Raw genomic sequence first — 24,989 nt, forward strand, 5'->3', positions numbered from 1 at the left:
AGAGGAGAGGTTATGGAGAGTTTTGATTACATCGTCATTGGCGGTGGCAGCGGCGGCAGCGCGTCCGCAGGCCGTTTGGCCGTCGACGGAACGCGGCGTGTGTGCCTGATTGAGGCAGGCGGGCGCAATGATAACATGCTTATCAAAACGCCCGGCTTTATGCCGTTCATTCGCAATTCTTCGAACTACAAATTTGATACGGTCCCGCAAAAGGGGCTGAATGGGCGGATCGGCTATCAACCGCGCGGCAAAGGGCTGGGCGGATCATCCGCGATCAATGCCATGGTTTATATTCGCGGGGCTGCCTGGGATTATGACAATTGGGCCGCGATGGGCTGCGATGGCTGGTCCTATGACGATGTCTTGCCGTATTTCAAAAAGTGCGAAAGCAACGAACGCGGCGCCGATGATTATCACGGTGCAGGCGGGCCGTTATTCGTTTCTGATCAGGTCTCTCCCAATCCCGTTAGCGATGCTTTCGTCACTGCGACGCAGGAATTGCAGCTGCGATCCAATGAAGATTTCAACGGCGAACGCCAGGACGGTTTTGGCCAATATCAGGTGACCCAGCGCAATGGCGAACGCTGGTCTGCGGCGCGCGGCTATGTCGAACCGATCCGGGATCAGGGCAATTTTGCCGTGCGCACGGGCACTCTGGTTGAACGGCTTATGATTGATAATGGCCGGGTGACAGGCGTTGTCGTGCGCAAAGGGAAGCGCACCGAAACATTATATGCCCGGCGCGGGGTGATCCTGTCAGCGGGCGCGTTCAACACGCCGCAAATCCTGATGCTGTCGGGCATTGGCCCCGCTGCGCATTTGAAAGATCACGGAATTGATGTGGTGCTGGACAGGCCAGCGGTCGGATCAAACCTGCAAGATCACATCGATTATGTCTCAGCCTGGGAAACGCAAAGCGATGTGCCCATTGGCGGCACGTTAAAAGGAACGATGCGCATGGCGGCTGCGATGGTCGAACATCGCCGCAAACGCACTGGAGCAATGACGACTTGCTACGCCGAAGGAGGGGGCTTCTGGAAAGTGATGCCCGATGCGCCAAGCCCCGATGTGCAATGGCATTTCGTGCCCGCCGTGCTCGAAGATCATGGCCGCGAGCAGGTGAAGGAACATGGCTTTTCGCTGCATGCCTGCGTGCTGCGGCCCGAAAGCCATGGGACCGTGCGGCTGGGATCGGGTGATGCCGCCGATGCGCCGCTGATTGATCCCAACTTCCTTGATGATCCGCGCGATATTGCGGTGCTGCGCGAAGGGGTTCGGTTGTCACACCGGATTGCAGAGGCACCGGCTTTGCAGGCCTTTGGCCCCAAGGATCGCCATCCAGTTGATCTGGATGATGACGATGCGCTCGATCATTTGCTGCGCGAACGATCGGATTCGGTGTATCACCCCGTTGGGACATGCCGCATGGGCGCGGACGGCGATGCGGTGGTGGATCCTACATTGAAGCTGCGCGGGCTTGATGGGCTGTGGATCGCTGATGCAAGTATTATGCCAAAACTGGTGAGCGGCAACACAAACGCGCCAAGTATCATGATAGGCGAACGCTGCGCCGACTTTGTAAAACAATCCGAAAAAGAATTCGCATAAGGGCCTTTCCGCCCTCCTGAGAGCCCCTGAAACGGGGGGCTTTGTGAATGTACTTGCGCAACAAAAAAGGGGCCGAAGCGCTGTGCTCCGGCCCATCATAAGGTGTTTGTTCGCAGGAGGAACAAGGGTAGGCGGGGAAAGGGGAGAGGCTCTTCCCCCGCCAATTCGTTTGCGCTCAGGTTCGAGCGAATTCAGGATAGGCTTCAACACCGATCTCAGCTTTATCGAGACCGTTCACTTCGTCTTCTTCGCTTGGACGCACACCGATGGTGTATTTCAGCGCCAACCAGACAACAGCCGAAGCAGGCACAACCCACAAGGCGGTAAGAGCAACACCAACCGCCTGGCTGCCAAGCTGCTCCATCACGGAAAGGGTGTATTCGTTGGCTTCGCCTTCGTTGAAAGTGGTCTGTGTGTGTACTGCGACAACCAGAGTGCCCCAGATGCCAGCAAACAGATGCACCGGAATGGCGCCCACAACATCGTCGATCTTGAACTTGTCAAGCAGCGGAACGGTGAAGACCACAATGGCCCCGCCAATCGCGCCGATGACAATCGAAGCGCCAACAGATGGTGCAAGCGGTTCAGCCGTGATTGAAACGAGGCCAGCCAATGCGCCGTTCAGCGCCATGGTAACGTCAGCCTTTTTGTAAAGCACTTGGGTCAGGATGATCGCAGTCACCACGCCGCCAGCAGCAGCCATATTGGTGTTCACGAAAATCTTGGACACATCGCCAACATCGCCGACACTGCCCATCGCAAGCTGCGATGCGCCGTTGAAGCCAAACCAGCCGAGCCACAGGATGAATGTGCCAAGCGTTGCCAAAGGAATGTTGGTGCCCGGGAACACATTGACTTTGCCATCAGGACCATATCGGCCAATGCGCGAACCAATGATGATCGCGCCGACCAATGCGGCCCAACCGCCTGTTGAGTGGACCAAGGTGGAGCCAGCGAAGTCGCTGAAGCCGTGCACGTTATCAAGGTAGCCGCCGCCCCATTCCCAGCTGACCACCACAGGGTAGATCAGGCCGGTCAGGACCGTGACAAAAATGAAGAACGGAACGATCTTCACTCGCTCTGCCACAGTGCCAGAGACGATCGACGCAGTGGTTGCACAAAAGACCATCTGGAAGAACCAGTCAGAAGCGACTGAGTATCCAGCAACTTCGTCGCCGCCCTGAAGGATATCGGCGCCGACGGCTTGCATGGTGTATGATCCAGAGGTGAGCCCCCCGATCAAACCAAGGCTGTCCTCGGCGAATGTCGGATAGGCAATATTGTAACCGCACACCCAGAACATCAATCCTGCAATCGAATACAGGCCGATATTCTTAAGGCATTGTGTGGAAGTGTTCTTGGCACGGACCAGGCCCGCTTCAAGCATGGCAAAACCAGCCGCCATCCACATGACCAGAAATCCGCCGATCAGGAACAACAGCGTGTTGAGAATGAACCCGGTCCCGCCCGATACCAGTTCGGCGCCTTCGGGGATAACGGGTGCAGCGGCCAGCGCTGGCTGGGCAATGATGCCCGCGCCCAGTGCCACCACTGCACTTTTTATGAGTGAAAATTGCATTGTCTGATCCCCTCTCTACAGCGCTGTTTCGCCAGATTCGCCGGTGCGAATGCGGGTTGCCGATGCGAGATCGAGCACGAATATCTTGCCATCGCCGATTGCTTCGGTGTTGGCGGTTTGCTGGATTGTCTCGACCACTTGCGCGGCGATCTCATCGCTGGCTGCAATCTCAAGTTTCACTTTTGGAAGCATGTTGGTCGAATATTCTGCGCCGCGATAAATCTCGGTCTGGCCTTTTTGACGGCCAAACCCTTTGACTTCGGAAACGGTCATCCCGGCAACGCCGATACTGCCCAAAGCCTCGCGGACCTCGTCAAGCTTAAACGGTTTTATGATGGCGATGATGAACTTCATCTTTGCCCCCTCTTTGCGCGCCGGACGACCCGGCAGGATCAAGAGAGCAAAAGGCGTGCCATAATTTTGTAATATCGCTGACGCAGCGGAATCAGCGGCTTGCACAGCACCCCTGCAATGGTACCTGCGCAAATTTTAATCTTTTGCTTACTATTTGGGCAGTTCGGGTTGGATTCTTTCGTGAAAAGGTCCAAGGCCTTTGCGAACATTCTCTATTCTTCACCCGCAATATAGCGATCCGTCGCGCGCGTCGGCAGGCCATCAATACTGCTGGTGCGCTTCGCCATCTTGGCCTCCCATGCATCGGGCTCAGTCTGACGATGTGCTTTTTTGAGCGTTTCGCGTTCGCCCTCAAGGCTCATAAACGGCACACCCCAACCGCACGATGTCTGAATGCTGTCGATGTCGATCACAAATATCTGGCGAGTGCCCGGCATCATTGTGAAATGCTCAGCGAGGCTTTGCCATTCATCGTCTTGCGCCAAAACCGGCCGGCCCTTTCCATAAATGCGCAAGATCAAGGCTGGACGATCGAAATTGGTGAACATCACGGTTATCCGCCCATCCGCTATTAGATGCGCGTGCGTTTCATTTCCTGATCCGCCCAGGTCGAGATATCCAACCTGCGTGGGCGAGAGCACACGAAACGCGTCATAGCCTTTGGGACTCAGATTGATCCGCCCATCAGACGCTGCCGTTGCAACGAAGAATACGGGCTGTTTTTCAATCATCGCCACGTGCTTGGGCTCTAACGCATCGAAAAAGTCAGCCATCGTAAGGTCTCCGTCAAGCTCTAGAGGAAATCGCGCAGTACCGCGATAAAGCGATCAAACTGGTCGTGATGCAGCCAGTGCCCCGCTTTCTCGAATTCGATCACTTTTGCGGTGTTGAAATGTTGCTGGCGGCCATCCTTTTCGGGATTGGAAGCCCAGCTATCTGCACCGTAAAGCAATAGCGTTGGGCAAGTGATCGCGCCCCATGTCGCTTCCACAAAATCGTCCGCGACATCTTCCACACCCCAGACATTGAGATGCGGGTCAAATTTCCATGTATAAGTGCCATCTTCGTTGCGATTTACGCCGTGAATGGTCAGATGGCGTGCTTGCTCCGGGGTGAGATATGAATTTTCCTCAATCATCCGGGCAAAAGCGGCCTCAATCGTGTCATATTTGCGAGGGCTTCGCCCGGCGGCTTTGCGCTTTTTCTCAATCCATTCGCGCATGCGTTCAGGATAAGGCGTTTGGCGCTGCTCTGCTTTCCATTCCGGTGATGGGCCAAGCCCTTCAATCGCGACTAGTTTTTCGACCATTTCCGGGAACATGCCAGCATAGCGAAGCGCAACATTGCCGCCCATGGAATGCGACACGATACTAACTGGTCCGCGGCCCAATTGATGGATCAATTGCGCCAGATCATAGACCATGTCGTTGGAATTGTAGTTGCCATCCGACACCCAATCGCTGTCGCCGTGCCCGCGATGATCCATCGCGACAATATGATAATCATCGCGCAAAGCTTCTGCGGTCCAATCCCAATTGCGCGCATGATCGCGCCCGCCATGCACCAAAACCAAAGGCGGTTTTTCAGAATTGCCCCAGTCAAAAAAATTGAGCTTGAGCCGCTGCGAAATGAAAGTCTGTGAGGTGGGTCCGGCGATAGTCATGCCCCCGCATTGCCCCGAACTTACGCCCCTCGCAAGCCTAGCGTTCTTTGGTAACCGAAAAGGTCAGCTCAGGGTTCTTTTCCATCTGGTAGTTCACGTCCCACGGGCTTTTGGCCATAAACACCAGATCCCCGTCGCGGTCTTTGGCAAGGTTTGGCCGGTTAAAGCTTTCAAACTCGTCCATCGCTTTGGCATCGCCTTTCAGCCAGCGCGCGGTGGCAAAGGGGGCCGCTTCAAGTGCCGCTTCGACCTTGTATTCGGCTGACAACCGCGAAATGAGCACATCGAGCTGCAATTGGCCGACAACGCCCACAATATGCTGCGCGCCAATTTCGGGATAGAAAACCTGGATCACCCCTTCTTCGGACAGATCATCGAGCGCTTTTCTCAGCTGCTTGGTTTTCGTCGGATCTTTCAACTGCACCCGGCGAAGGATCTCTGGCGCGAAATTGGGCAGGCCTGTAAAGCGCACCTGATCCTTTTCGCTCAAAGTGTCGCCCACCCTCAAAGTGCCATGGTTGGGAATGCCGATAATATCGCCAGCTTCGGCTGTATCGGCAATCTCACGATCTTGAGCAAAGAACAGGATCGGTGAATGGATCGCGATGGGTTTGCCAAGACCCGAAGGCGTCAGCTTCATCCCGCGCTTAAACGTGCCCGAAACCTGCCGCATAAATGCGATCCGGTCGCGGTGATTGGGGTCCATATTAGCCTGGACCTTAAAGATGAAACCAGTGACCTCGTCATGGTCGGGCGCGATCTGATCATCGCCTGCAGATTGCGCGCGCGGCGGCGGTGCATGCTGCGCAATCGCGTCAATCAGATCGGTAACGCCAAAGTTTTTGAGCGCAGAGCCGAAGAACACCGGCGTCAAATCGCCATTGCGATAAGCCTGTGCGTCAAATTCAGGATAGCCGACCTGCGCCAATTCGGCTTCTTCGGCAAAGTCATCAGGGATGACGGGGTTTTCCTCGCGCCTGCCCAGAAATTCCTTGGACGCGCCTTCGGGGCGAGCGACGGTGCCATTGGCAAAGTCCAGGATGCCTTCAAATTGCCCGCCCATGCCAATTGGCCAGTTTTGCGGGCTGACATCCAGCGCAAGCATGTCGGCAACCTCGTCCAGTGTCTCAAACGGATCGCGGCCTTCGCGGTCCACCTTGTTGACAAAGGTGATAATCGGCACACTGCGCAGCCGGCACACTTCGAACAATTTGCGCGTCTGCGGCTCAATGCCTTTGGCCGCATCGATCACCATCACTGCGCTGTCGACGGCTGTCAGAGTGCGGTAAGTGTCCTCAGAAAAATCCTCGTGACCCGGCGTATCGAGCAGGTTGAAAGTGATTTTCTCCCCGTCATACTCCTTCTCAAATGTCATCACACTTGACGTGACAGAGATCCCGCGCTGCTGCTCAATCTTCATCCAGTCAGACCGCGCGCGCCGCGCATCGCCGCGCGCTTTCACTTGGCCGGCCAAATGGATTGCGCCGCCTTGCAAGAGCAGCTTTTCAGTCAGCGTCGTTTTACCCGCATCAGGGTGCGAGATGATGGCAAAGGTGCGGCGGTTTGACATAGGTTTTGCTTAGCAGCGCTTACCCGCGCAGCTGCGCTCCCACTTTATCGGCAGCTGCAACAATCACATCGGCAATCGCTTTCAATTCCTTGTCCTTGAAGCTCTTCTCGCGCGGTTGCAGTGTCACTTCAATGGCGAGCGATTTCTGACCTTCGGGCACGCCCTCGCCGGTAAACACATCGAAGATGCGCGCCGCTGTGATATTGGTTTTGTCGCTCGCGCGGACTGCTTTGAGCAGATCCTCTGCCGCCAAATCCTCAGGTACCAGAAACGCAAAATCGCGTGTTACCGCTTGAAGAGCGGGCGGCGTGAAACTGGGACGGGCAAAGCTGATAGGGCCTTTAGCCGCTTTCTTTGCAGGCAGCGCATCAAGGAACAATTCAACCGCTGCAACCGGGCCGTCCATATCGAATGCTTTCAAAGTCGCCGGATGGATCATCCCGAAGCGGGCCAGCACCTTCTTGGGGCCAAGCCTGAGTGTCGCTGACTGGCCGGGATGGAATTGCGGTCCAGCCTCACCCATGACCAGCAGCTTATCAATCGGAGCTCCTGCAACGCCAAGCAATGCGCGCGCGAGCGATTTTGCATCATGGGCATCGAAAGAGGTAGCTTTGCCTGATTGCCAGCCGCGCTGCGTTTTTTCGCCCGCCAGCACCGCGCCCAAAGTCGGGCGTTCATCGCTGGCGCCGCCTTCTCCCTTCAAATAACGCCGCCCCAGTTCGAAAAGCCGTGTCGTCTCAGCCCCGCGATCCGCATTGCGTTTGGCTGCCATCAGCAAACCTGGAAGAAGCGAGGGGCGCATGGTCTTCATGTCTTCGCTGATCGGGTTGGCGAGCGACCACAACTGCACACCCTCTGGCGCGAAGTGCTCCGCCTCACTCGCAGGGAGGAAGGACCATGTGATTGCCTCGTTAAGCCCAACGCCTGCCGCAGCGCGGCGCACGCGGCGTTCGGTAATCTGCTCCGGCGTCGCTGTCGCACGCGCAACGCCGTCCGCGCGCGGCAAAGCCACACTTCTCACATTGCCTAGACCGTGAATGCGCACGATCTCTTCGACGAGATCGGCAGGCCCTTCAATGTCATGGCGGCGCAGCGGACACGTGACTTGCCAGCTCGCATCCACAGCAAAGTCGAGGCTTTCGAGGATGCGTTTCTGCTCTTGGGCTGGTACCTCGACGCCGCCCAACTTGGCTGTCAGTCCAGTGTCAAACGCGACCATTTTGGGCTCAGCCGGAGGGGAGCCTGCGCGCACCGCCTCGCTCGCGCTGCCGCCTGCCAGTTCCACAATAAGCCCGGTGAGAAGGTCCAGCCCGTCATCCAGAAACGCCGGATCAACCCCGCGTTCAAACCGCGTGCGTGCATCTGAGGCCAGTCCCAGCTTACGGCCCGTCACCCCAATGCGAGGTGGGTCGAAATAGGCAATCTCCAGCAGAATATCGCGCGTATCATCCTGAACGCTCGAATGTGCGCCGCCCATGATGCCTGCAATGTCGTGGACTTCGCTCTCGTCTGCGATCACCACCATGCTTTCATCAAGCGTATAGGTCTTGTCGTTGAGCGCCGCCACCTGCTCGCCATTTTTGGCACGCCGAGCGACAATTGCGCCTTGCAGCTTTGCCAGATCATAGACATGCGCCGGGCGGCCAAAGGCCAGCATCAGGTAATTCGTGAGATCCACCAGCAGCGAGATCGGACGCTGGCCTGCACTTTTCAGCCGCTGTTGCAGCCAATCGGGCGAGGGGCCGTTGGTGACCCCTTTGATAACCCGGCCATAGAATGCGGGGCAGCCTTCAGCATCGTCAGTGCGGATTTCAACTGGGCAAGCGCCTGATGCATCGAATTTGGGAAACGCGATCGGCTTTAGTGTGCCCAATCCTGCGGCGGCAAGATCGCGCGCAATCCCATAAACGCCCATGCAATCGGGGCGATTGGGCGTGATCGCAACGTCGATGACCGGCGATGATCCCTGATAGTCGGCAAAGCTGTGGCCGGTGCTCGCATCACCGGGCAGTTCGATGATGCCATCGTGATCCTCACCCAAATCAAGCTCCCGCGCAGAGCACATCATGCCAGTGCTCTCAACGCCGCGAATGGCCGCTTTGCGCAGCTCCATCCCGTTGGATGGCACCACTGCACCGGGCAGGCCCAGCACGCCTTTCATTCCAGCGCGCGCGTTGGGAGCGCCGCACACGACTTGCAGAGGGTCACCCTCGCCGGTGTCGACTTGCAAGACTTGCAGCTTGTCCGCATCGGGATGCTTTTCAGCGCTTATGACATGCGCGACTTTGAAGCCCTTTAGCAGTTCGGCAGGGTCTTCAATCCCCTCGACTTCAAGCCCGATGGCAGTCAGGCCCCCGGCGATCTCTTGCAGACTTGCGTCTGTCTCGAGGTGATCTTTGAGCCATGTGATCGAGAACTTCATGGCCGCACTCCCACGCCGCCGGACAAGGTGGGCTGTTCAACCGAAGCAAAGCCATAATGCGACAGCCAGCGCGGATCTCCGTCGAAGAATGCACGCAGGTCGTTCATGCCATATTTGAGCATCGCGATCCGGTCGATCCCAAGGCCAAAGGCGAACCCTTGATATTGGTCTGGATCAAACCCTGCAAATTCCAGCACGCGCCGGTTCACCATGCCGCTGCCGCCCAGTTCCATCCAGTCATAGCCCGGCTCATCACCGTGCCCGCCAACCACGCGGCGGTCGCCTTCATTGGAATAGCCCACATCCACTTCGACCGATGGTTCGGTGAACGGGAAGTAGGATGGGCGCAGGCGCAGAGTGATGTCTTCGCGTTCGAAGAAGGCCTTGAAGAAGGTCTCAAGCGTCCATTTGAGGTGCCCCAGATGGATTTCGCGATCGATCACCAAGCCTTCGACTTGATGGAACATCGGGGTGTGCGTTGCATCGCTATCACTGCGATAGACTCGGCCTGGCGCGATGATGCGGATGGGTGCGCCGCCTTTGTGGCTAGCGCTCAGCGCTTTCATCGAGCGGATCTGCACAGGGCTGGTATGGGTTCGCAGCAGCATCGCGCGTTCTTGTTGGCTTACCGCTTCGCTATTTGAAGCCCCATCTTCAGCCTTATCCGGGAAGTAGAACGTATCATGCATCGCGCGCGCGGGATGGCTTTCATCCATGTTGAGCGCGGTGAAGTTGTGCCAGTCATCCTCAATCTCAGGCCCTGTCGCCACGGCAAAGCCCAAATCCGCGAAGATCTCCGCCAGTTCATCCATCACCTGACTGACAGGATGGATCGAGCCGCGCGGAAGCGGCCTTGCGGGCAAGGTAAGGTCAATCGTCTCTGCTGCCATTTGCGCTTCTAACGCGGCAGCTTCTAGTTGCGCTTTCTTCGCTTCAATCGCCTCAGCCACCTCGGCGCGCACGGCCTGAATGGCGGGCGCAGCCTCTGAGCGTTCCTCTGGTGACATCTGGCCCAGCGTCTTGAGCATCAGGCTGATCCAGCCTTTCTTGCCCAAAGCTTCCAGCCGGGCCGCTTCCAAAGCCTCCAGCGTTTCAGCCCCGGCAATCGCTCCAAGGCTTGCGTCTTTCTGTGTCGTCAGGTCAGTCATTATGAGCGCCCGCTAGCGCTATTTGGCCCTCCATGCAAAGCCTTTGCCCCGCCCTGCGGCTGCGATCAGCCCTTCGGCGGGTCAAGCGTCTGCGCGGCTGAGCCCCAAACCCGCGCTCGCGCTTCGACAAACGCGGCGAGGATCGGGTGATCGAGACTCGCATATTCGCTTGGGTTCATTGTCATGAACTCGCGGAATTCGCGCGTGAACTGCGCCTGATCGTGATAGTGTTCATCCATTGCCTCAGTCCAATGCGAACCCTGATGCAGCATGAACGTCGTCAGACTTCGCATAAAGCGTTGGCGCCGCATCAACAGCTTGGGCGTGAACCCAAAGTAGCGGCGGCACACCCGCTCCAGCGTTCGCACGCTCATCCCGCTTGCATCGGCCAGCTCGCCCACTGTTACTAGATCCGCATCGACCAGCGCAGTGTGCACTCGCAGGATCTTGGGCTCATCACGGCTTGGCCGCATCAGCCTGCCCATCTGCTCCACGATATGCGCAAATTGCGCCTCTTCATCGGCGGTTTCATCGCACAGCACGTCCGACATGCAGTCGAACTTGGCAAAGGCCGGATCAGCAGAGCCATCACGAACCTGGTTCACCCGGTCGCTGGCATCCACATCCATGAACCGCGCCCAGCCCAGCGGCAGCAATCCGATGCCCCACATCCGCGATGTGCCAAGCTCAAACCGGCACGGCAGCGCGCTTGGTCCGGTGGCGCTGAACCGGGGGCCTTCGACGCGCGAGCCTCCGATCTCAGCCAAAGGTCTGCCGCCTGCGAAGAAGCGGATATTGGCCCATTCGGGTTGTAGATAGTCCTCGACCCGCGTGCCTTCATCCGCATCAAGCGCCAATTGGTAGAACGATGTGAAACACCCATCAAACTGCGCCGGCGGAGCGTAGAACCGGCTGCGCACGCTGGGGCGATGCTCTCCGGTCGCCGCCTGCGCATCCGCTGCGCTTCCCCTGTTACTGTCCTGACCCATTGGTCCAGTTTGCGCGGTGTGGCGCGATTCTACAAGTTTTGCGGCGTATTCTTACAAGCCCGCCCGGTCCCTGCGATTGCCAAACACAAAAGGGGCGGCCTTTTTGCAAGGCCGCCCCATTGATGTCCCGCGCCCTGACGAATGCAGTGATAACCGCCCGCCAAGGTTGTAGGAAAGCGTTTTTATGCCTTACGCGGGAAGCGCGGCTTTCGCTTGTGCGATGATCGTTTTGAACGCTGCTTCCTCGTTCATGGCAAGATCGGCCATGACTTTGCGATCCAGCTCAATCCCGGCCAGTTTCACGCCATGCATGAACTGCGAATAGGTCAGGCCTTCTGCGCGAACAGCCGCGTTGATGCGCTGAATCCACAGCGCGCGAAAGCTGCGCTTTTTGGCTTTGCGATCGCGGTATGCGTATTGGCCTGCCTTTTCGACGGCCTGGCGCGCGATGCGAATGGTGTTCTTGCGGCGACCGCGATAGCCTTTGGCTTGATCCAGGATCCGCTTATGTTTGGCGCGAGTGGTAACTCCGCGTTTGATGCGTGGCATGTCTGTATATCCTTCTTTGTAAGTCGGGGCCGTAGCCTCCCGCGCCCTCCAGCCTTCCACCCGGATTTTCACACCGGAGTATGATCCGGGTGGAAGGGTGGAGGGCGCGGGAGGCTGCGGCGGGCGGCGCTAGCCGTCCCTCTTAGTCAAGCCCGTAGGGCGCCCATTTCTTGATGGTCTTCGTGTCGGCATCGGACACGACCGTGGTGCCGCGGTTTTGGCGGATATACTTCGCATTGTGGCTGATGAGCCGGTGACGCTTACCCGCGACGCCGTGCTTGATCTTGCCGGTTGCGGTGATTTTGAAGCGTTTCTTCACACCGCTTTTGGTCTTAAGCTTGGGCATTTTCATCTCCTAGATAGAGACACGTCAAACCGGCCCTGGCAGCCCTTGTAGCCAGGCCGATCGCTTGATTCGTGTCGTTGAAGCCGCCGCTCTTAGGGGCGCAGGCCCCTGTAGGCAAGCGATTTGACGGAGCCGCTAAGCCTGCAATGCACCCCATCGCCCCCGATAGCCCGCGCCGTTCAGGTTTCCACCTCGAAGTCTGAAGCATGGACCGCATGTTACACGGTCCTGGCGAAGAAAAGCGCTGGGGGCAGCGACACGGTGCTGTGCATCCATCATGCAGCGATTGTTGCGAAAATAGCGTAGAAAGGTGGGCGCAAGACATACCTTTGTTCATGCCATTTCCATCGCCTGTAGGAAAACGCTCCCTGCCTGCTGAAATCCTCGCATCCTTCCAGATTATTCGATGGCCCGCTCCTTCACCAATTTCAGGGGCACAGGCAGCGCACCGCTTTTCAGGGCGATTGCAAGGCTGTTGGCCTCCGCATGAGTAAAGCCGCCCGACAGCTGCAATTGGCCGCCGGTAATCGGTTCGACTATCATGGGAGCAGAAATGATCTCTCCATCTAAAATCATCGCCATCGGACTGCCCACATTGTCGCGCGTCAACTGCGCCAGTTTCAAAGCGCCAGCATTATCAAGACCGATTAAGACAACGGGCTGGCCCGAAGCCTCATCAATCTCTACCTTTGCATCAATAATGTTGCGGCCTCGCAATCCTCCAAGGCGGTACACCGCCATCGGAGGGCCATCGCGTGAAGGAAAAATCGCGCGGCCGGGCTCAGCGATGCCCTTCTCGATATCCTGCCAAGAAGCGGATTGATCGACCAATTGAAAGGTCATTTCCCCGGTCATGCCGATAACCGATTGCACCGCCTCAGACGCATCAGGGCCGGATACATCAAGCACAAGCCGTCCACCGGATGTCAGGTCGATATTATGAAGTGTAACCAGCGAACCAGCACCAAGCCTGGCCGCAATCACTTTGCGCGTTGCGTCGGCCAGTGCATCGCGGTCGGCGTTTTCGGGAATAGCCTCATCATCCACTTCATACACAATTTGATGCGTGGGTTTTGAAAGCCCTGCGGTTTCGCTGCATGATACAAGACCAATTGCTGCGATGATGCACCAGAACCAATTGGCGCGTCTTTGTATCGTTCGGCTCATTGAATATGCCCCCTTCTATTGCCAAGCCTGTTTCCCGGTGAATTCTCAGGCGATTTGAAGATTGCATAGCGCTGGGCGCGTACTGGAACAGCGGTGGGCGATTACGATGGTTCAGCACCCGCCCCCCGGTTAGCCCCCCGGTGTGCCCATCGCCTCAAGCACATCATCGAGCCGCGCCGGATCGCCAAGCGCAATCACCCTGCCGCCTTCGGCATCGGCAGACCCTGCATCCAGCGGATTGCCTTGCCAATCGCTCATCACTCCGCCTGCTCCTTCGACGACGGGGACAAGCGCTGCGTAATCGTGCAGTTTCAGGCCCGCCTCGCATACGATGTCGATATGGCCACTGGCGAGCAGGCCGTAATTGTAGCAATCCCCGCCATAGATAATCGGTGCCTGCGCGCGATTTCCGCCAATCGCCGCGGCCAGTTTCATATAGGCATCGGCATCTTCAGCGCTGAAATAATGCGGGCTGCTGGTCGCCAGTGTAGCCTCGGTAAAAGGCCGCCCTGTGCGCGTGGTGACAGGATTGCCGTTAAAGGTGGTGCCCACACCGATCTGGCCTGCCCAGCGTTCGCTCGCGATCGGCTGGTCAATGACGCCCAAAAGCGGCCAGCCATCCTGACACAGCGCGATCAATGTCCCGAATATCGGGCGGCCCGCCATAAAGCTGACTGTGCCATCAATCGGATCAAGCACCCATTGCCGCCCCGCAGCTTCATTGCGAGTGCCATATTCCTCGCCGATTATGCCGTCATCGGGGCGGTGCTCTTCGATTAAGGAGCGCATGGCAGCCTCTGCCGCGCGGTCAACTTCTGTCACGGGAGAGGCATCTTCCTTGCGGTGCTCTTCCCAATCCCCCTGAACAAAGGGCGAATAGCCCGGCCAGCGGCATCGGCAAGTTTGTGCGCAAAAGCGAGATCGGTGTCAGTCATAAAAGCCAGCCTGTAACGATCCGCGCTGCTTTTGCGAAGCTAACTGTGCGTTTATGCTTTGCAACGGAGAAACAGCCATCGTGACAGCCCGTAAGATCATCACCGCTTTTGCGCTTGTTGGCGCATCAACTGGCCTGTTGCCCTCAGCCCACCCGCTTGCCCACGCACTGGCGCACACACGGGCCCACACATTGGCCCAGCCTCCGCAGGATCAATTGATCCGCGATCAATTGGGCGCGCGCGATTGTCCGGCTGGCTGCGACAATCGCGCGGGCAATGAACAGGCAAGTGATGCGGCCGCAAACCGGCTGTTTAATCGCGGACTCAAGCAATTGCAGGCCATGGACTATGATAAGGCAGGCCGAACCTTTGCAAAAGCTGTCAGCCGCTCGCCCGATAACGGGGTGTTTCATTATATGGCGGGGTCTGCCTTTTTCCTCGCAGGTGATCACGATAAAGCGCGCGGTTTCCTGACGCGGTCCATTGCACTGGGCAGTCAAGACGAGGCGCACGGCGCGCAAACCGCGCTACGTATCACCACCGAACAGCGCCAGATTGCCACGCAGATGATCGCGGAGATCAGATAGATTGCCAGTCATGGTCATGTGCAGTTGACCGATCCCCAAGATTTACTCGAACGCGCTCATCCAAATCTCGCTGTTATTGCTTCGATCACGATGATTTACGCCTGCCTGTGACGCAAATCATGCAGTCTTTGTCTCCAACATGTGTTAAGCATAAATCGTCTGGATAAAGACGGGTCAGTATTAGATCGGGCATTGGGGGACATGAAGAACACGAAAGAGGGGGTGGAGTCGCGCTCGGGTACGACGCGTTCCGGCATGCCCCTGTCCCTCAATCGCGCGCCGGCGCCCGATCTCGATCCCTGGATCGCGCGCATTGTCGTGGCAAAAGTCGACGCTCCGGCAGAATTTGAGGTGGATTGCGGGATTTGTAACGACCTCGCGTTTCAGCGTGTGTTGCTGGATGGTGAATGGCTGGCCCAAACCAAAGAAGGACCGGTGCATTTGGGCCGCGAAGCGGTGCTGCTCGGTCCGCATTCGCGTCATATGAAAGTCCTCTGCAAAGGCGCGATATCGACCGTTAACATCGCATTCCGACCCGGAGCAAAGCGGCGTTTGTTTGGCGTAACAGCAGCGGAATTGGTCGACCGGATTGTGCGCAAGGACTACTTTGGCTTTATGGGCGATGACGGCGCTCCAATTTTCGCAATCAATGGTGAGCCGGTGGAATGGGCGCGTCAATTGGAAGAACGCGTGCGCGAATACATCCTGAAACACGATCCCCAGCCGCCCGATCCGATCAGCGCAGCGTTTGAACTTGCCAGCTTTGCTGATCCCAATATCGCGCCGGGCGAATTTGCCGAAGCCAATGATATCAGCCTGCGCCAGTTGGAGCGCGTGGTGCGGCGCGATTTTGGCCTCACGCCCAAAACGGTGCTGCGCAGGGCGCGCGCGCTCGATCTGGCCGCGCAGATGCTGGGGCTTTCGGATGAAGCGGAAGAAGAAGAGTTTCTGCTGCGCTATTTCGACCAGTCGCATCTGATCAGAGAATTCCAGGCTTTTTTCGGGACAACTCCGCACGCTTTCCGATCAAAAGAGCGGTTGCTGCTTACGATCAATCTGGAGACCCGCGCAGCCCGGCGGCTGGAAGAGCTGAAACGATTGGCACCAGGTGGGAAACGTCCCTGGCAGAAGTGAGACTGCGGGGTGCTTTGTTCTAGGTTCGCTGGCGCGTGTTTTTGTCTGTGTTCGCTACGCTCACGCCGGACCGCCCCGCCTCCCCGCCCGTCCACCATATCCTATGGAACCCTTGGTGGACGGGCGGGGAGGCGGGGCGGTCCGGCCCTGAACAAGAAACACCCGGCCAAGGATTGCACGGATGTGCAATCCGCACCCAACAAAATCGCCTCATCTGTTGCGTTTTCATGACGCTGGGCTAGGCGATCCATAAAGCTGTTTGGTGAGGGGATTCGCAACCATGAAAATCATGTCCGGCAATTCAAACCTGCCCCTGGCGCGCGCGATCGCCGCCTATCTCGAAATCCCATTGACCGATGCCAGCGTCCGCCGGTTTGCCGATGAGGAAATTTTCGTCGAAATCCACGAAAATGTCCGCGGCGAAGATGTGTTTCTGGTTCAGCCGACCAGTTTTCCGGCCAATGACAATCTGATGGAATTGCTCATTTGCATCGATGCGCTGCGCCGCGCCTCTGCCAAACGGATCACCGCTGTTGTTCCCTATTTCGGCTATGCGCGTCAGGATAGAAAGCCCGGCCCGCGCACGCCCATCTCGGCAAAGCTGGTGGCGAACCTTATCACCGAGGCTGGCGCTGACCGAGTGCTGGCGGTTGATCTGCATGCGGGGCAAATTCAGGGCTTTTTCGATATCCCAACCGATAACCTGTATGGCGCGCCCGTCATGGCAGCGGACATTCAGGCGCGTTATGGCGATCAGGATTTGATGGTCGTCAGCCCCGATGTCGGCGGCGTGGTGCGCGCGCGGGCTTTGGCCAAACGGCTCGACAATGCCCCGCTCGCTATCGTTGACAAACGCCGCGATCGCCCGGGCGAAAGCGAGGTCATGAACATTATCGGTGATGTGTCAGGCCGCCACTGCGTGCTGATTGATGACATCATCGATTCCGGCGGCACCTTGTGCAATGCAGCCGATGCGCTGCTGGAAAGCGGGGCAAAATCGGTCGCCGCCTATATCACGCACGGCGTGCTGTCAGGCGGAGCGGTCGCGCGGATCGACGGCTCGCAATTGAAAGAGCTGGTCATCTCCGATTCCATCCGCCCGACAGAGGCAGCGGAACAATCAGGCAAAATCCGCATCATGACCATCGCCCCGCTGGTGGGCGAGGCGATCCGGCGGATTGCCGATGAAAGCTCAGTCAGCTCACTGTTTGATTGAGGGGTCGTAAATCTTCGACCCTACCGAAATTCGCGAAACGCTGATCGGGGCAGCGCGCGCTCGCAATGCGCTTACCTATTCGCAAATGCTGAACCTACTGGGATACAGCTTTACCCGGCCCAAAATGCGCAGCCTGTGTGCAGCGATGGACCGGATTGATGAAGCGGGGCGGTTGGCAGGGGAGCCGGGTTTGGCGGTTCTGGTGGTGCGGCAATCGGATGGATTGCCCGGGCAGGGGTGGTTTGTCAGCCGATCTCATCTAGCAGATGATTTGCCGGGCGAATGGCCAATGGACTGGGAAGGGGCCGAGGCGCGGGCCTATGTCGCGCTGCATCAGAACATCGCGTTTGAGTATTGGGGTGGGCGCTGAAGCCCTGACCCTTCAATCCTCATACGCAAAGCTGATCTGGTCCGCATCCTCGACCAGCACCCAGGGCTGATAATACCCTTTTTCAAATTCGCCGCGCTTGTTGCTGCTGCGCGATCGCAGGCCGAAACTTGCATCGATCCATTGCAGGCGGATGTCGCCTTCCACCACGATCCGGCGTTTGTGCAAAGCCTGCATCATGGTGAACATGTTCACATCCTTGATGCCGCGCCCGCGGCACCCTTCGACCGTAATCTCGCCCTTGACCAGAGTGCCCCCGCAAATGCGCGCGCGGCGCAGCAGATTGCGCAGAACGCGCGCCTCAAACGCGATGGTGAGCGTGCCAAATTCGGCATAATCGGGATGCGAGCTGACGAAGAACAATTCGCCCAGATTGCCAAACAAGCTTTGCCCGCCTCCGCTCACATCAAGCAGAAACCGCCCGGCGCGCGGCTGGTCCGCGCCTGCGGTGAAAGCAAGCGCGACCGCTTCTGAGGGCGTAAGACACCCGTCCTCGCAATCGATCAAGTTGGCTTTGGCAGCAGTGAGCGCGGGATCGCGTTCACCCAGCAGAGCAAGCTGTTGGAGCACTTGCGCATCGGGTTGGCGAGCAGCCTCTTCGGCAGAGGCAGGCAGGGCTGTCGCAAGAAGGAAAAGGGCGGTTGATATGCGCAAGGGGGTCTGCCCTGAAGTCAAACGAGACGGCCACTAACACGCACCCAGATGAACGGACCTTGAGCGAGCCAGCGGCGAGGCCCCCGTTTCAGGACTGCGTATCAACCGCGATGCGGCGCAATCCGGTGCTGGCCCTTTATCCAGCGCGGGTTCTGATTGGCCGTGCGAGGACCGCTGCGTATGCATCCGCCCTTGGCTCAGCTATGATGCGGCGCAATTCTGTGCTGGCCTTTGATCCAGCGCACGTTTGTATTTGCCGTGCGAGGACCAGTGCGCGTGCATCCGCCATTTGCTCAGCTATGATGCGGTGCAATCCTGTGCTGGCCTTTGATCCAGCGCACGTTTGTGTTTGCCGTGCGAGGACCAGTGCGCGTGCATCCACCCTTGGCTCAGCTATGATGCGGTGCAATCCGGTGCTGGCCTTTGATCCAACGCACGGTGCCCGATGAAGCGCGCATGACGACGCTGTCGGTTGTCATGATCGTGGCGCCTGTCGATTTCTTGCGGGTTTTTACCCCATCGAGAAGCGAGCCTGACGTCACGCCGGTTGCGGCAAAGATGCAATCGCCTTTGGCCAGATCTTCCAGCTTGTAGATGCGATCAAGATCGGTGATGCCCCACTTTTTGGCGCGGCCTTTTTCATCGTCATTGCGGAATGTCAGCCGGCCGTTGAATTGTCCGCCCACACAGCGCAAAGCGGCTGCTGCCAGAACGCCTTCGGGTGCGCCGCCTGATCCCATATACATATCAATACCGGTGTCCTGATCGGTCACCGCGATCACGCCGGCCACATCGCCATCGCCGATCAAATGCACGCCGCATCCGAGGCTGCGCAATTCGCCAATCAAATCGGCATGGCGCGGGCGATCGAGCACGCACACATTGATATCGGCAGGTTTTTTACCCTTGGCATCGGCCACCGCTTTCACATTCTCAGTTACCGATTTGGCAAGGTCGATCACGTCTTTGGGCAGGCCCGGGCCCACGGCCAGCTTGTCCATATAGACATCGGGCGCGTTCAAAAGGTTGCCTTCTTCCGCCGCCGCCAGAACAGCGAGCGCGTTGGGGCCGGCCTTGGCCGTGATGGTGGTCCCTTCAAGCGGGTCCAGCGCAATGTCGATTTTGGGCCCCTTACCCATGCCAACCTTTTCGCCGATAAACAGCATCGGCGCTTCATCGCGCTCGCCCTCGCCGATAACGACAGTGCCATCCATGTAGAGATTGTCGAATGCACGCCGCATGGCTTCGACCGCAGCGGCATCGGCGGCTTTCTCATCGCCGCGCCCGATCAATTGCGCCGCAGCCACCGCCGCAGCTTCGGTGACGCGCACCATTTCAAGCACCAGAACGCGCTCAATTGAGTTTTCATCATCTGTCTGCTTGTCAGCAAGAATGTCCGTGGTAGGTGCAGTGTTCATGCGAAATTCAGTCCTTCTCCGCATTGGATATGTGCCCGCGTCTAGTCCCAAGGAGGCAGGCTTGTCGAGCGATCTGAATGCCTTTCTCCGTAATACCCGCCAGAATGCCCGCCTGAATGCCCGAAAGCTATCCTTTCGGGCAGGGGGCGCATTTGCGCTGGCTTGCATGAGCGTTCCTGTGGCCGCGCAGGATGACGCAGGCGTGACGGATGATGCAGACGCAGCCTTAGATGAGGCTGGCGGCGTATCGCAGCCTGTTACCGCGCCCGCCCGGCCTGACCCTGTTGATATTCTCATCACCGTGCCGCGCGGCGATGTTAATCAGGCGCAGGCGCAGGCATGCGAAGACCGCGCCGATGCCGCCACCTTAAGCGGCGAGATCATCGTGTGCCGCCAATTGGGCGAAAAAGGCGAAAACTATTATTCCGGCAGCCGCGAAGAAGCGCGCAAACGCTATGCTGAGGAAACCGCGTTTCAGGGTGAGAACACCTCGCTTGATGTGTCAGGCGCGGGCATTTTCAAAGGGCCGGCGACGATATCGGGCGCGTGTATCATTCCGCCCTGCCCGCCAGAGGCCGCAATCCTGATTGATGTCGAAGCGCTGCCGCAGGCACCTGAGGGATCAGATGCGGACCGGATCGCCCGCGGCCTGCCGCCGCTCGGCAAAGACGAAGATCTGTCGCCCGAAGAAATCAAGAAACGCCGCGAGGCATTGGGCCTGCCGCCGCCCAAATATGAAAAGAGCGAATAGAGTAAGCGGTCGCGGCCACGGGAAACCTATCCCAAAATCGGCAGCACCAGCGGTTCACCCGTCAGGCTTTCGGACCCGTCGAGCAATTCGAGCGCACGGCGCACATTTGCCTCTGGCCCTTCATGGGTGACAATCGCCACCAAGACTTCGCCGCCATCGCGTTTGCGGCCCTGCTGGATCAGGCTTTCAATCGAGACATCGCCATCGCGCATCGCTGCGGTGATTTCCGCCAGCACGCCGGGCCGGTCATTGACAGTAAAGCGCAGATAGGTGCGCTCCAGCCGCTGGCCGGGTTCGGCCGGGGGATAAGCTGTCAGATCGCTGACGGGCATGGAGAACGGCGCGCCCACATCGCCGCGCGCAATATCGATAAGGTCTGCCACCACCGCGCTGGCGGTGGGGCCATCGCCCGCGCCCGCGCCCTGAAACAGCAAGCGGCCTGAAAAATTGCCTTCTGCCACCACGGCATTGGTGGGGCCATCGACCGCGCTTAAAGGGTGATCCTTGGAGACAAGGCATGGCCGCACCCGTTGCAGCAGGCTTTGCGCGCCATCTTCTCCGCTCAGATCAACCTCTGCAATCAGGCGGATAACATAGCCCAGCCCATCGGCCTGTGCGATGTCGGCGGCGCGCACAGCGGTGATCCCGGTGGTGCGCACAGCGTCGAAATCAAGCTGAGCGCCAAAAGCGATCCCGGCGATGATGGCCAATTTGTGCGCGGCATCGACGCCCTCGATATCGAAAGTGGGGTCCGCCTCGGCATAGCCAAGCTTTTGCGCCTCGCTTAAAACCTGCGCAAAATCTGCGCCTGTCGCTTCCATTTCGGACAGGATGTAATTGCACGTCCCGTTGAGAATGCCGTAAACCTTGGTCAGCGCGTTCGCGGCGGTCCCTTCGCGCAGGCCTTTCACAACAGGGATGCCGCCTGCCACAGCCGCTTCGAATTTGAGCGGCGCGGCCATTGCCTCTGCCCCATCAGCCAGCGCCAATCCGTGATGCGCGATCATCGCCTTGTTGGCGGTGACAAGCCCCTTGCCCGAATTGACGGCTGCCCGGCTAAGCGCAAGCGCAGGCCCATCGGACCCGCCGACCAGTTCGACCACCACATCAACGTCATCACGCTTGGCCAGCGCGCACATATCGTCTTCCCAGGCAAAGCCGCTGATATCGACCCCGCGATCCTTACCCCTGTCGCGCGCAGAAACCGCGGCCACTTCGATCATCCGGCCTGCGCGGACAGCGATTAGATCGCGGTTTGTCTCAAGCAGGCGGATGACGCCTGCACCCACCGTGCCAAGTCCGGCAATGGCAATGCGCAAAGGAGCGGGAGGGGTTGGCGTGTTGGACAAAAGATGCGCTCCGCAAATTGAGTTTTGTGGGTTCGTGTTTTGTGGCGTGTCCGTATTGGGTGCGCCTCTGGCATCTGCCAAAGGCTCAGGACTGGGCGACAAGCGCATAAACGTCACGATCTTTCCGTCAAGCGGCGCTTTTGGTTGTTTTGTTACAAACAGCCAGCAAGAAATCTTACGTGATGCGGCGCTCACACGGGCCAAGCTGCTCTTTCACAAACGCATAATCGCGCGCGGTCAATTGCCGGGCGCTGGCATCGCGCGCCAGATTGGCATTGCTGGGGAGCACATCAGGCAGCGCGCAGGCGAGGCGATACCATTGCAAGGTCTGCGGCTGCGGCGGGCGCGAGGACGAATCGATGATTTCGCCCCATGACACACCCCATTGCGCAGGCTGGCCCGGACGGCGAAGCACGCTAATCGATACAGGCGATCCATCTGCGGTCGCAAGGAACACCTGCGTTTCCGATTCGCCCACCAGATTACCAGGCACGGCAAGCGCGTCGGAAATGCCGGTGATCGCAGGCGGCACATCGCCCGCTGCAAAAGCCGTCAGGATAGGGCGCAAACGGGCCTCCAGAGCGGGACTGTAATCAAGCTGGCCCTGTTTGCCCGCCAGCTGAAGGGCGGTTGCCTTACCCGTTGATCCATTGCCGCTGCGCCTTGCAAACAACAGCATTTCGCGCTTTTTCAGCTTGGGAGGCTTTCCCTTCGCGGTGAGCGGCACGTCCACCAGATAAACAAGCGATTCGCCCAAAGAACGCTGGCCTGCGATCAGCGCCAGTGTGCGCGCCTCTATATAAAGCCGCGCATGACCGGGGGCGAGGCCGGGCGCTCTTTCGGGTTTGACCGTGGTCTGACGGCGAATCTGTGCACGCACGATCATATCGCTGGATTCAGCCAAAGCGGCCAGATCGGCATAGGTTGGGGCATTCGCGAAATTTTCAGGCTGGCCGGCTGAGGCTTCGCTTGAAAATTGTGCAAAAGCGGGAACGGACAAAAATACAAGCGCTGGTGCGAAAATTGCCACTCGCATCAGACCTCTGAATTTATTCATTAAAATAGCGTTAACATCCATCTTGGAGGCTTTCTTTGGCGGCGCGCAATCGCTCCACAGTTTTCGTCAGACCGTTCCAGCGCTGGGACAGTGAATCAATCCTGAACCCATAAAGCGTTTGATTGACTAAACGTTGACCGTTAAAGCGAGAATGGTTCGCAGGCGTTTTGGCGACAAAGCCTTTGCGAAACAAGCTGAGCGGTTGCAGTGGGAGCTGCATGTTCGGCAAGCGGGGATGGCTGATCTGGGTCGCGGGGCAGCCGAACCGGTCTGGGAGGCCAGAAATTTGAGTTTCACATTGGCGGTCTGTTCTAAGACGGTCCGAAACGGAGCTATCTGATTCGGACCTGACCATGGTTCAGGCGCGATGTGATGAATGTGTCGGCGGATGCGCTGACGTGAAGATGGAGAGTAAACAGCCGGATGGCCTACGTTGATCAAGGAATGACCGGTAGCAAGGCTACCGCTCTCATAATTGCGATTGGCATCGTGGCGGCGATCGGTCTTGCAATGGTTATTGGTTTGACCATTGATGCCGTGAAGAAAGAGATCGAGCGTGTCTCGATGGTCGATGTCGCTGAAGAAGAACCGCCAGAGCCTGAGGAAGAGCCGCCGCCACCCGAAGAGGTGCCGGAAACAGCGCCGCCGCCGCCTGTGGCGCCGCCTCCGCCGATCAGTATCTCACCTTCGCCGCCTGATATTCAGGTGCAGGACACGATTCCGCCACCAGCCCCGCCGGCGCGCATTATTCCGCCGCCTGCCCCTGTGGCTGCGCCGGTACCGCCGCCTCCGCCTCCGCCGCCATCACAGGCACGCGGTGCAACGACCAAGAACGAACGTCGTTGGGCAAGCCGGATCCAAGGCGACTATCCTTCGCGCGCATTGCGTGAAGAGGTCGAAGGAACCGTGGGCGTGCGTGTTACCGTAGGTGCCAATGGTAGGGTGAGCGCATGCAGCGTGAGCAATTCAAGCGGATCAGATGTGCTCGATAAAGCAGCATGTCGCGGGATGCAGCGTTATGCGCGCTTCAACCCAGCGCTTAATGATGCGGGCGAGCCGACCACGGGTTCCTATTCCACCCGGATCACATACCGTCTGAATTAATCGAATTTCGGATCACGCCTCTTTAAGAGAGCGAGGCGCGGTCCACGGGGAAACTTTTCAAAAGGACTATTCGCAATGAACCTCATGTATCTCGCAGCAGTTGCCGGTGCTGAAACCGAAGCACCTGAAAACAAGTTCGGCTTTGTCGAAGCCATGAAAGAAGGCGGCCCGGTTGCCTGGGCCATCCTCGCCGTCATGGTGATTATGAGCATTGGCTCATTCTACATTCTGTTTTCCAAATTGTTCGAACAGAACAAAGTGATGAAGCAGTACAAAGACGTCAAAGGCGCATATTGGCGCGCAGGCTCGCTGCGTGAAGGCGCGGCCAAGCTGGAAAAGAACAGCGCATGGCGTCAGCTTGCTGATGATGCTGTCACCGCACAGGATCATCACGGCAAGATGGAAGGCGCTGGCAACGAGATCCACTTCGTCGAAGAAGAGCTCGCCCATTCGCAAGACACCATCAACCAAAGCCTTTCGGGCGGCCTGTCCTTCCTCGCATCGGTGGGTGCTACTGCACCGTTTATCGGTCTGCTGGGTACGGTGATCGGTATCTACCGCGCGCTGATTAATATCGGTATCGCAGGTTCTGCGTCGATCGATAAAGTTGCTGGCCCAGTTGGTGAAGCGCTTATCATGACCGCTATCGGCCTGCTGGTGGCTGTGCCTGCCGTGCTTGCCTTTAACTGGCTGCAATCGCGCAACCGCCGCATCTCGGCGTTGATGGTTGAATTTTCCAACGACATCGTTGCCTATATCGGTTCGAACGGTGCGGTTAAGCCTGCTGTTGGTGCCGGCCCTGCCAAAGCGATGAAAAAGCCCGCCGCAGCGCCCAAGCCTGCAACGGCTCCGCTGAAGAAGTAAGCTGATCTGTGCGGGAGCCCGCCCGGCGCATCCGCGCTGGCACCGGGTTCCCGCCGATCCTCTGATGAGCTGGGCCGCAACGCGCGCCATGCCAGCAGAGCTTACGCAACGAACTGTCGCTTTACTAAGTTAGGAAA

The 24,989-nt window shown here is 58.2% G+C and carries 23 protein-coding genes and 1 pseudogene; 8 read left to right on the forward strand and 16 right to left on the reverse strand.

The genetic code is table 11. The features are described from left to right. The first annotated feature begins 12 nt into the window (after positions 1-12). Complete coding sequence (locus AC0V6W_RS07280; RefSeq protein ID WP_486148596.1) at positions 13-1,608, forward strand: GMC family oxidoreductase; 1,596 nt, start codon at positions 13-15, stop codon at positions 1,606-1,608. Between the two features lie 175 nt (positions 1,609-1,783). On the opposite strand, the gene amt is transcribed toward AC0V6W_RS07280, so the two are convergent. The 12 genes and pseudogenes from amt to AC0V6W_RS07340 all read right to left on the reverse strand — a co-directional run bounded on the left by amt (position 1,784) and on the right by AC0V6W_RS07340 (position 14,330). After that, complete coding sequence (amt, locus tag AC0V6W_RS07285; RefSeq protein WP_486148598.1) at positions 1,784-3,187, reverse strand: ammonium transporter; 1,404 nt, start codon at positions 3,185-3,187, stop codon at positions 1,784-1,786. A 15-nt stretch (positions 3,188-3,202) separates the two neighbouring features. Further along, the gene (locus AC0V6W_RS07290) at positions 3,203-3,541 is read right to left on the reverse strand and encodes a P-II family nitrogen regulator (RefSeq protein ID WP_486148600.1); all 339 of its coding nucleotides are present in this window, start codon (positions 3,539-3,541) and stop codon (positions 3,203-3,205) included. A 212-nt stretch (positions 3,542-3,753) separates the two neighbouring features. After that, positions 3,754-4,314: a pyridoxamine 5'-phosphate oxidase family protein gene (locus AC0V6W_RS07295; RefSeq protein ID WP_486148602.1), complete on the reverse strand. Its 561-nt coding sequence runs from the start codon at positions 4,312-4,314 to the stop codon at positions 3,754-3,756. Between the two features lie 20 nt (positions 4,315-4,334). After that, entirely contained in the window at positions 4,335-5,204 is an 870-nt protein-coding gene (locus AC0V6W_RS07300; RefSeq protein WP_486148604.1) for an alpha/beta fold hydrolase, read from the reverse strand. Between the two features lie 37 nt (positions 5,205-5,241). Continuing rightward, complete coding sequence (locus AC0V6W_RS07305) at positions 5,242-6,774, reverse strand: peptide chain release factor 3 (RefSeq protein ID WP_486148606.1); 1,533 nt, start codon at positions 6,772-6,774, stop codon at positions 5,242-5,244. 19 nt (positions 6,775-6,793) lie between these two features. After that, a complete protein-coding gene (gene pheT, locus AC0V6W_RS07310) occupies positions 6,794-9,196 on the reverse strand; it encodes a phenylalanine--tRNA ligase subunit beta (RefSeq protein WP_486148608.1) in 2,403 nt (800 codons plus the stop codon). Beyond that, positions 9,193-10,344 carry a phenylalanine--tRNA ligase subunit alpha gene (gene pheS / locus AC0V6W_RS07315; protein ID WP_486148610.1) on the reverse strand — a complete coding sequence of 384 codons (1,152 nt, stop codon included), beginning with the start codon at positions 10,342-10,344 and terminating at the stop codon, positions 9,193-9,195. The genes pheT and pheS overlap by 4 nt, the downstream gene beginning before the upstream one ends. A gap of 65 nt (positions 10,345-10,409) precedes the next feature. Then, complete coding sequence (locus tag AC0V6W_RS07320) at positions 10,410-11,333, reverse strand: helix-turn-helix domain-containing protein (protein WP_486148612.1); 924 nt, start codon at positions 11,331-11,333, stop codon at positions 10,410-10,412. 189 nt (positions 11,334-11,522) lie between these two features. Next, a complete protein-coding gene (gene rplT / locus AC0V6W_RS07325; protein WP_486148614.1) occupies positions 11,523-11,882 on the reverse strand; it encodes a 50S ribosomal protein L20 in 360 nt (119 codons plus the stop codon). Between the two features lie 142 nt (positions 11,883-12,024). Beyond that, entirely contained in the window at positions 12,025-12,228 is a 204-nt protein-coding gene (rpmI, locus tag AC0V6W_RS07330) for a 50S ribosomal protein L35 (protein ID WP_486148616.1), read from the reverse strand. A gap of 399 nt (positions 12,229-12,627) precedes the next feature. Continuing rightward, entirely contained in the window at positions 12,628-13,395 is a 768-nt protein-coding gene (locus AC0V6W_RS07335; RefSeq protein WP_486148618.1) for a preprotein translocase subunit SecD, read from the reverse strand. 129 nt (positions 13,396-13,524) lie between these two features. Continuing rightward, a pseudogene (locus AC0V6W_RS07340) lies at positions 13,525-14,330 on the reverse strand (inositol monophosphatase family protein). Positions 14,331-14,410: 80 nt separating this feature from the next. Here AC0V6W_RS07340 and AC0V6W_RS07345 point away from each other — a divergent pair. The 4 genes from AC0V6W_RS07345 (at position 14,411) to AC0V6W_RS07360 (ending at position 17,637) form a co-directional block, all read left to right on the forward strand. Continuing rightward, positions 14,411-14,917, forward strand: coding sequence for a tetratricopeptide repeat protein (locus tag AC0V6W_RS07345; protein WP_486148620.1), 507 nt, complete (start codon positions 14,411-14,413; stop codon positions 14,915-14,917). A 201-nt stretch (positions 14,918-15,118) separates the two neighbouring features. After that, positions 15,119-16,051 carry a helix-turn-helix domain-containing protein gene (locus AC0V6W_RS07350; RefSeq protein ID WP_486148622.1) on the forward strand — a complete coding sequence of 311 codons (933 nt, stop codon included), beginning with the start codon at positions 15,119-15,121 and terminating at the stop codon, positions 16,049-16,051. A 280-nt stretch (positions 16,052-16,331) separates the two neighbouring features. Continuing rightward, the gene (locus tag AC0V6W_RS07355) at positions 16,332-17,267 is read left to right on the forward strand and encodes a ribose-phosphate pyrophosphokinase (RefSeq protein ID WP_486148624.1); all 936 of its coding nucleotides are present in this window, start codon (positions 16,332-16,334) and stop codon (positions 17,265-17,267) included. Between the two features lie 85 nt (positions 17,268-17,352). Then, on the forward strand, positions 17,353-17,637 hold the full coding sequence (locus tag AC0V6W_RS07360; protein WP_486148626.1) for a ribose-phosphate pyrophosphokinase: 285 nt from the start codon (positions 17,353-17,355) through the stop codon (positions 17,635-17,637). Between the two features lie 12 nt (positions 17,638-17,649). On the opposite strand, the gene AC0V6W_RS07365 is transcribed toward AC0V6W_RS07360, so the two are convergent. Both AC0V6W_RS07365 and glpX read right to left on the reverse strand, forming a co-directional pair. Further along, a complete protein-coding gene (locus tag AC0V6W_RS07365; protein WP_486148628.1) occupies positions 17,650-18,309 on the reverse strand; it encodes a hypothetical protein in 660 nt (219 codons plus the stop codon). Between the two features lie 389 nt (positions 18,310-18,698). Beyond that, on the reverse strand, positions 18,699-19,727 hold the full coding sequence (gene glpX / locus AC0V6W_RS07370) for a class II fructose-bisphosphatase (protein WP_486148630.1): 1,029 nt from the start codon (positions 19,725-19,727) through the stop codon (positions 18,699-18,701). 166 nt (positions 19,728-19,893) lie between these two features. On the opposite strand from glpX, the gene AC0V6W_RS07375 reads away from it, so the two are divergent. Beyond that, on the forward strand, positions 19,894-20,478 hold the full coding sequence (locus tag AC0V6W_RS07375) for a hypothetical protein (protein ID WP_486148632.1): 585 nt from the start codon (positions 19,894-19,896) through the stop codon (positions 20,476-20,478). A 26-nt stretch (positions 20,479-20,504) separates the two neighbouring features. On the opposite strand, the gene AC0V6W_RS07380 is transcribed toward AC0V6W_RS07375, so the two are convergent. Continuing rightward, a complete protein-coding gene (locus tag AC0V6W_RS07380) occupies positions 20,505-21,827 on the reverse strand; it encodes a homoserine dehydrogenase (protein WP_486148634.1) in 1,323 nt (440 codons plus the stop codon). Positions 21,828-22,002: 175 nt separating this feature from the next. Further along, the gene (locus AC0V6W_RS07385; RefSeq protein WP_486148636.1) at positions 22,003-22,827 is read right to left on the reverse strand and encodes a hypothetical protein; all 825 of its coding nucleotides are present in this window, start codon (positions 22,825-22,827) and stop codon (positions 22,003-22,005) included. A gap of 567 nt (positions 22,828-23,394) precedes the next feature. Here AC0V6W_RS07385 and AC0V6W_RS07390 point away from each other — a divergent pair. Together AC0V6W_RS07390 and AC0V6W_RS07395 are read left to right on the forward strand one after the other, a co-directional pair. Further along, on the forward strand, positions 23,395-23,988 hold the full coding sequence (locus AC0V6W_RS07390) for an energy transducer TonB (protein ID WP_486148638.1): 594 nt from the start codon (positions 23,395-23,397) through the stop codon (positions 23,986-23,988). Positions 23,989-24,063: 75 nt separating this feature from the next. Beyond that, the gene (locus AC0V6W_RS07395) at positions 24,064-24,852 is read left to right on the forward strand and encodes a MotA/TolQ/ExbB proton channel family protein (RefSeq protein ID WP_486148640.1); all 789 of its coding nucleotides are present in this window, start codon (positions 24,064-24,066) and stop codon (positions 24,850-24,852) included. Positions 24,853-24,989: the final 137 nt, after the last annotated feature.

Source organism: Erythrobacter sp. JB1-7, assembly GCF_057365015.1.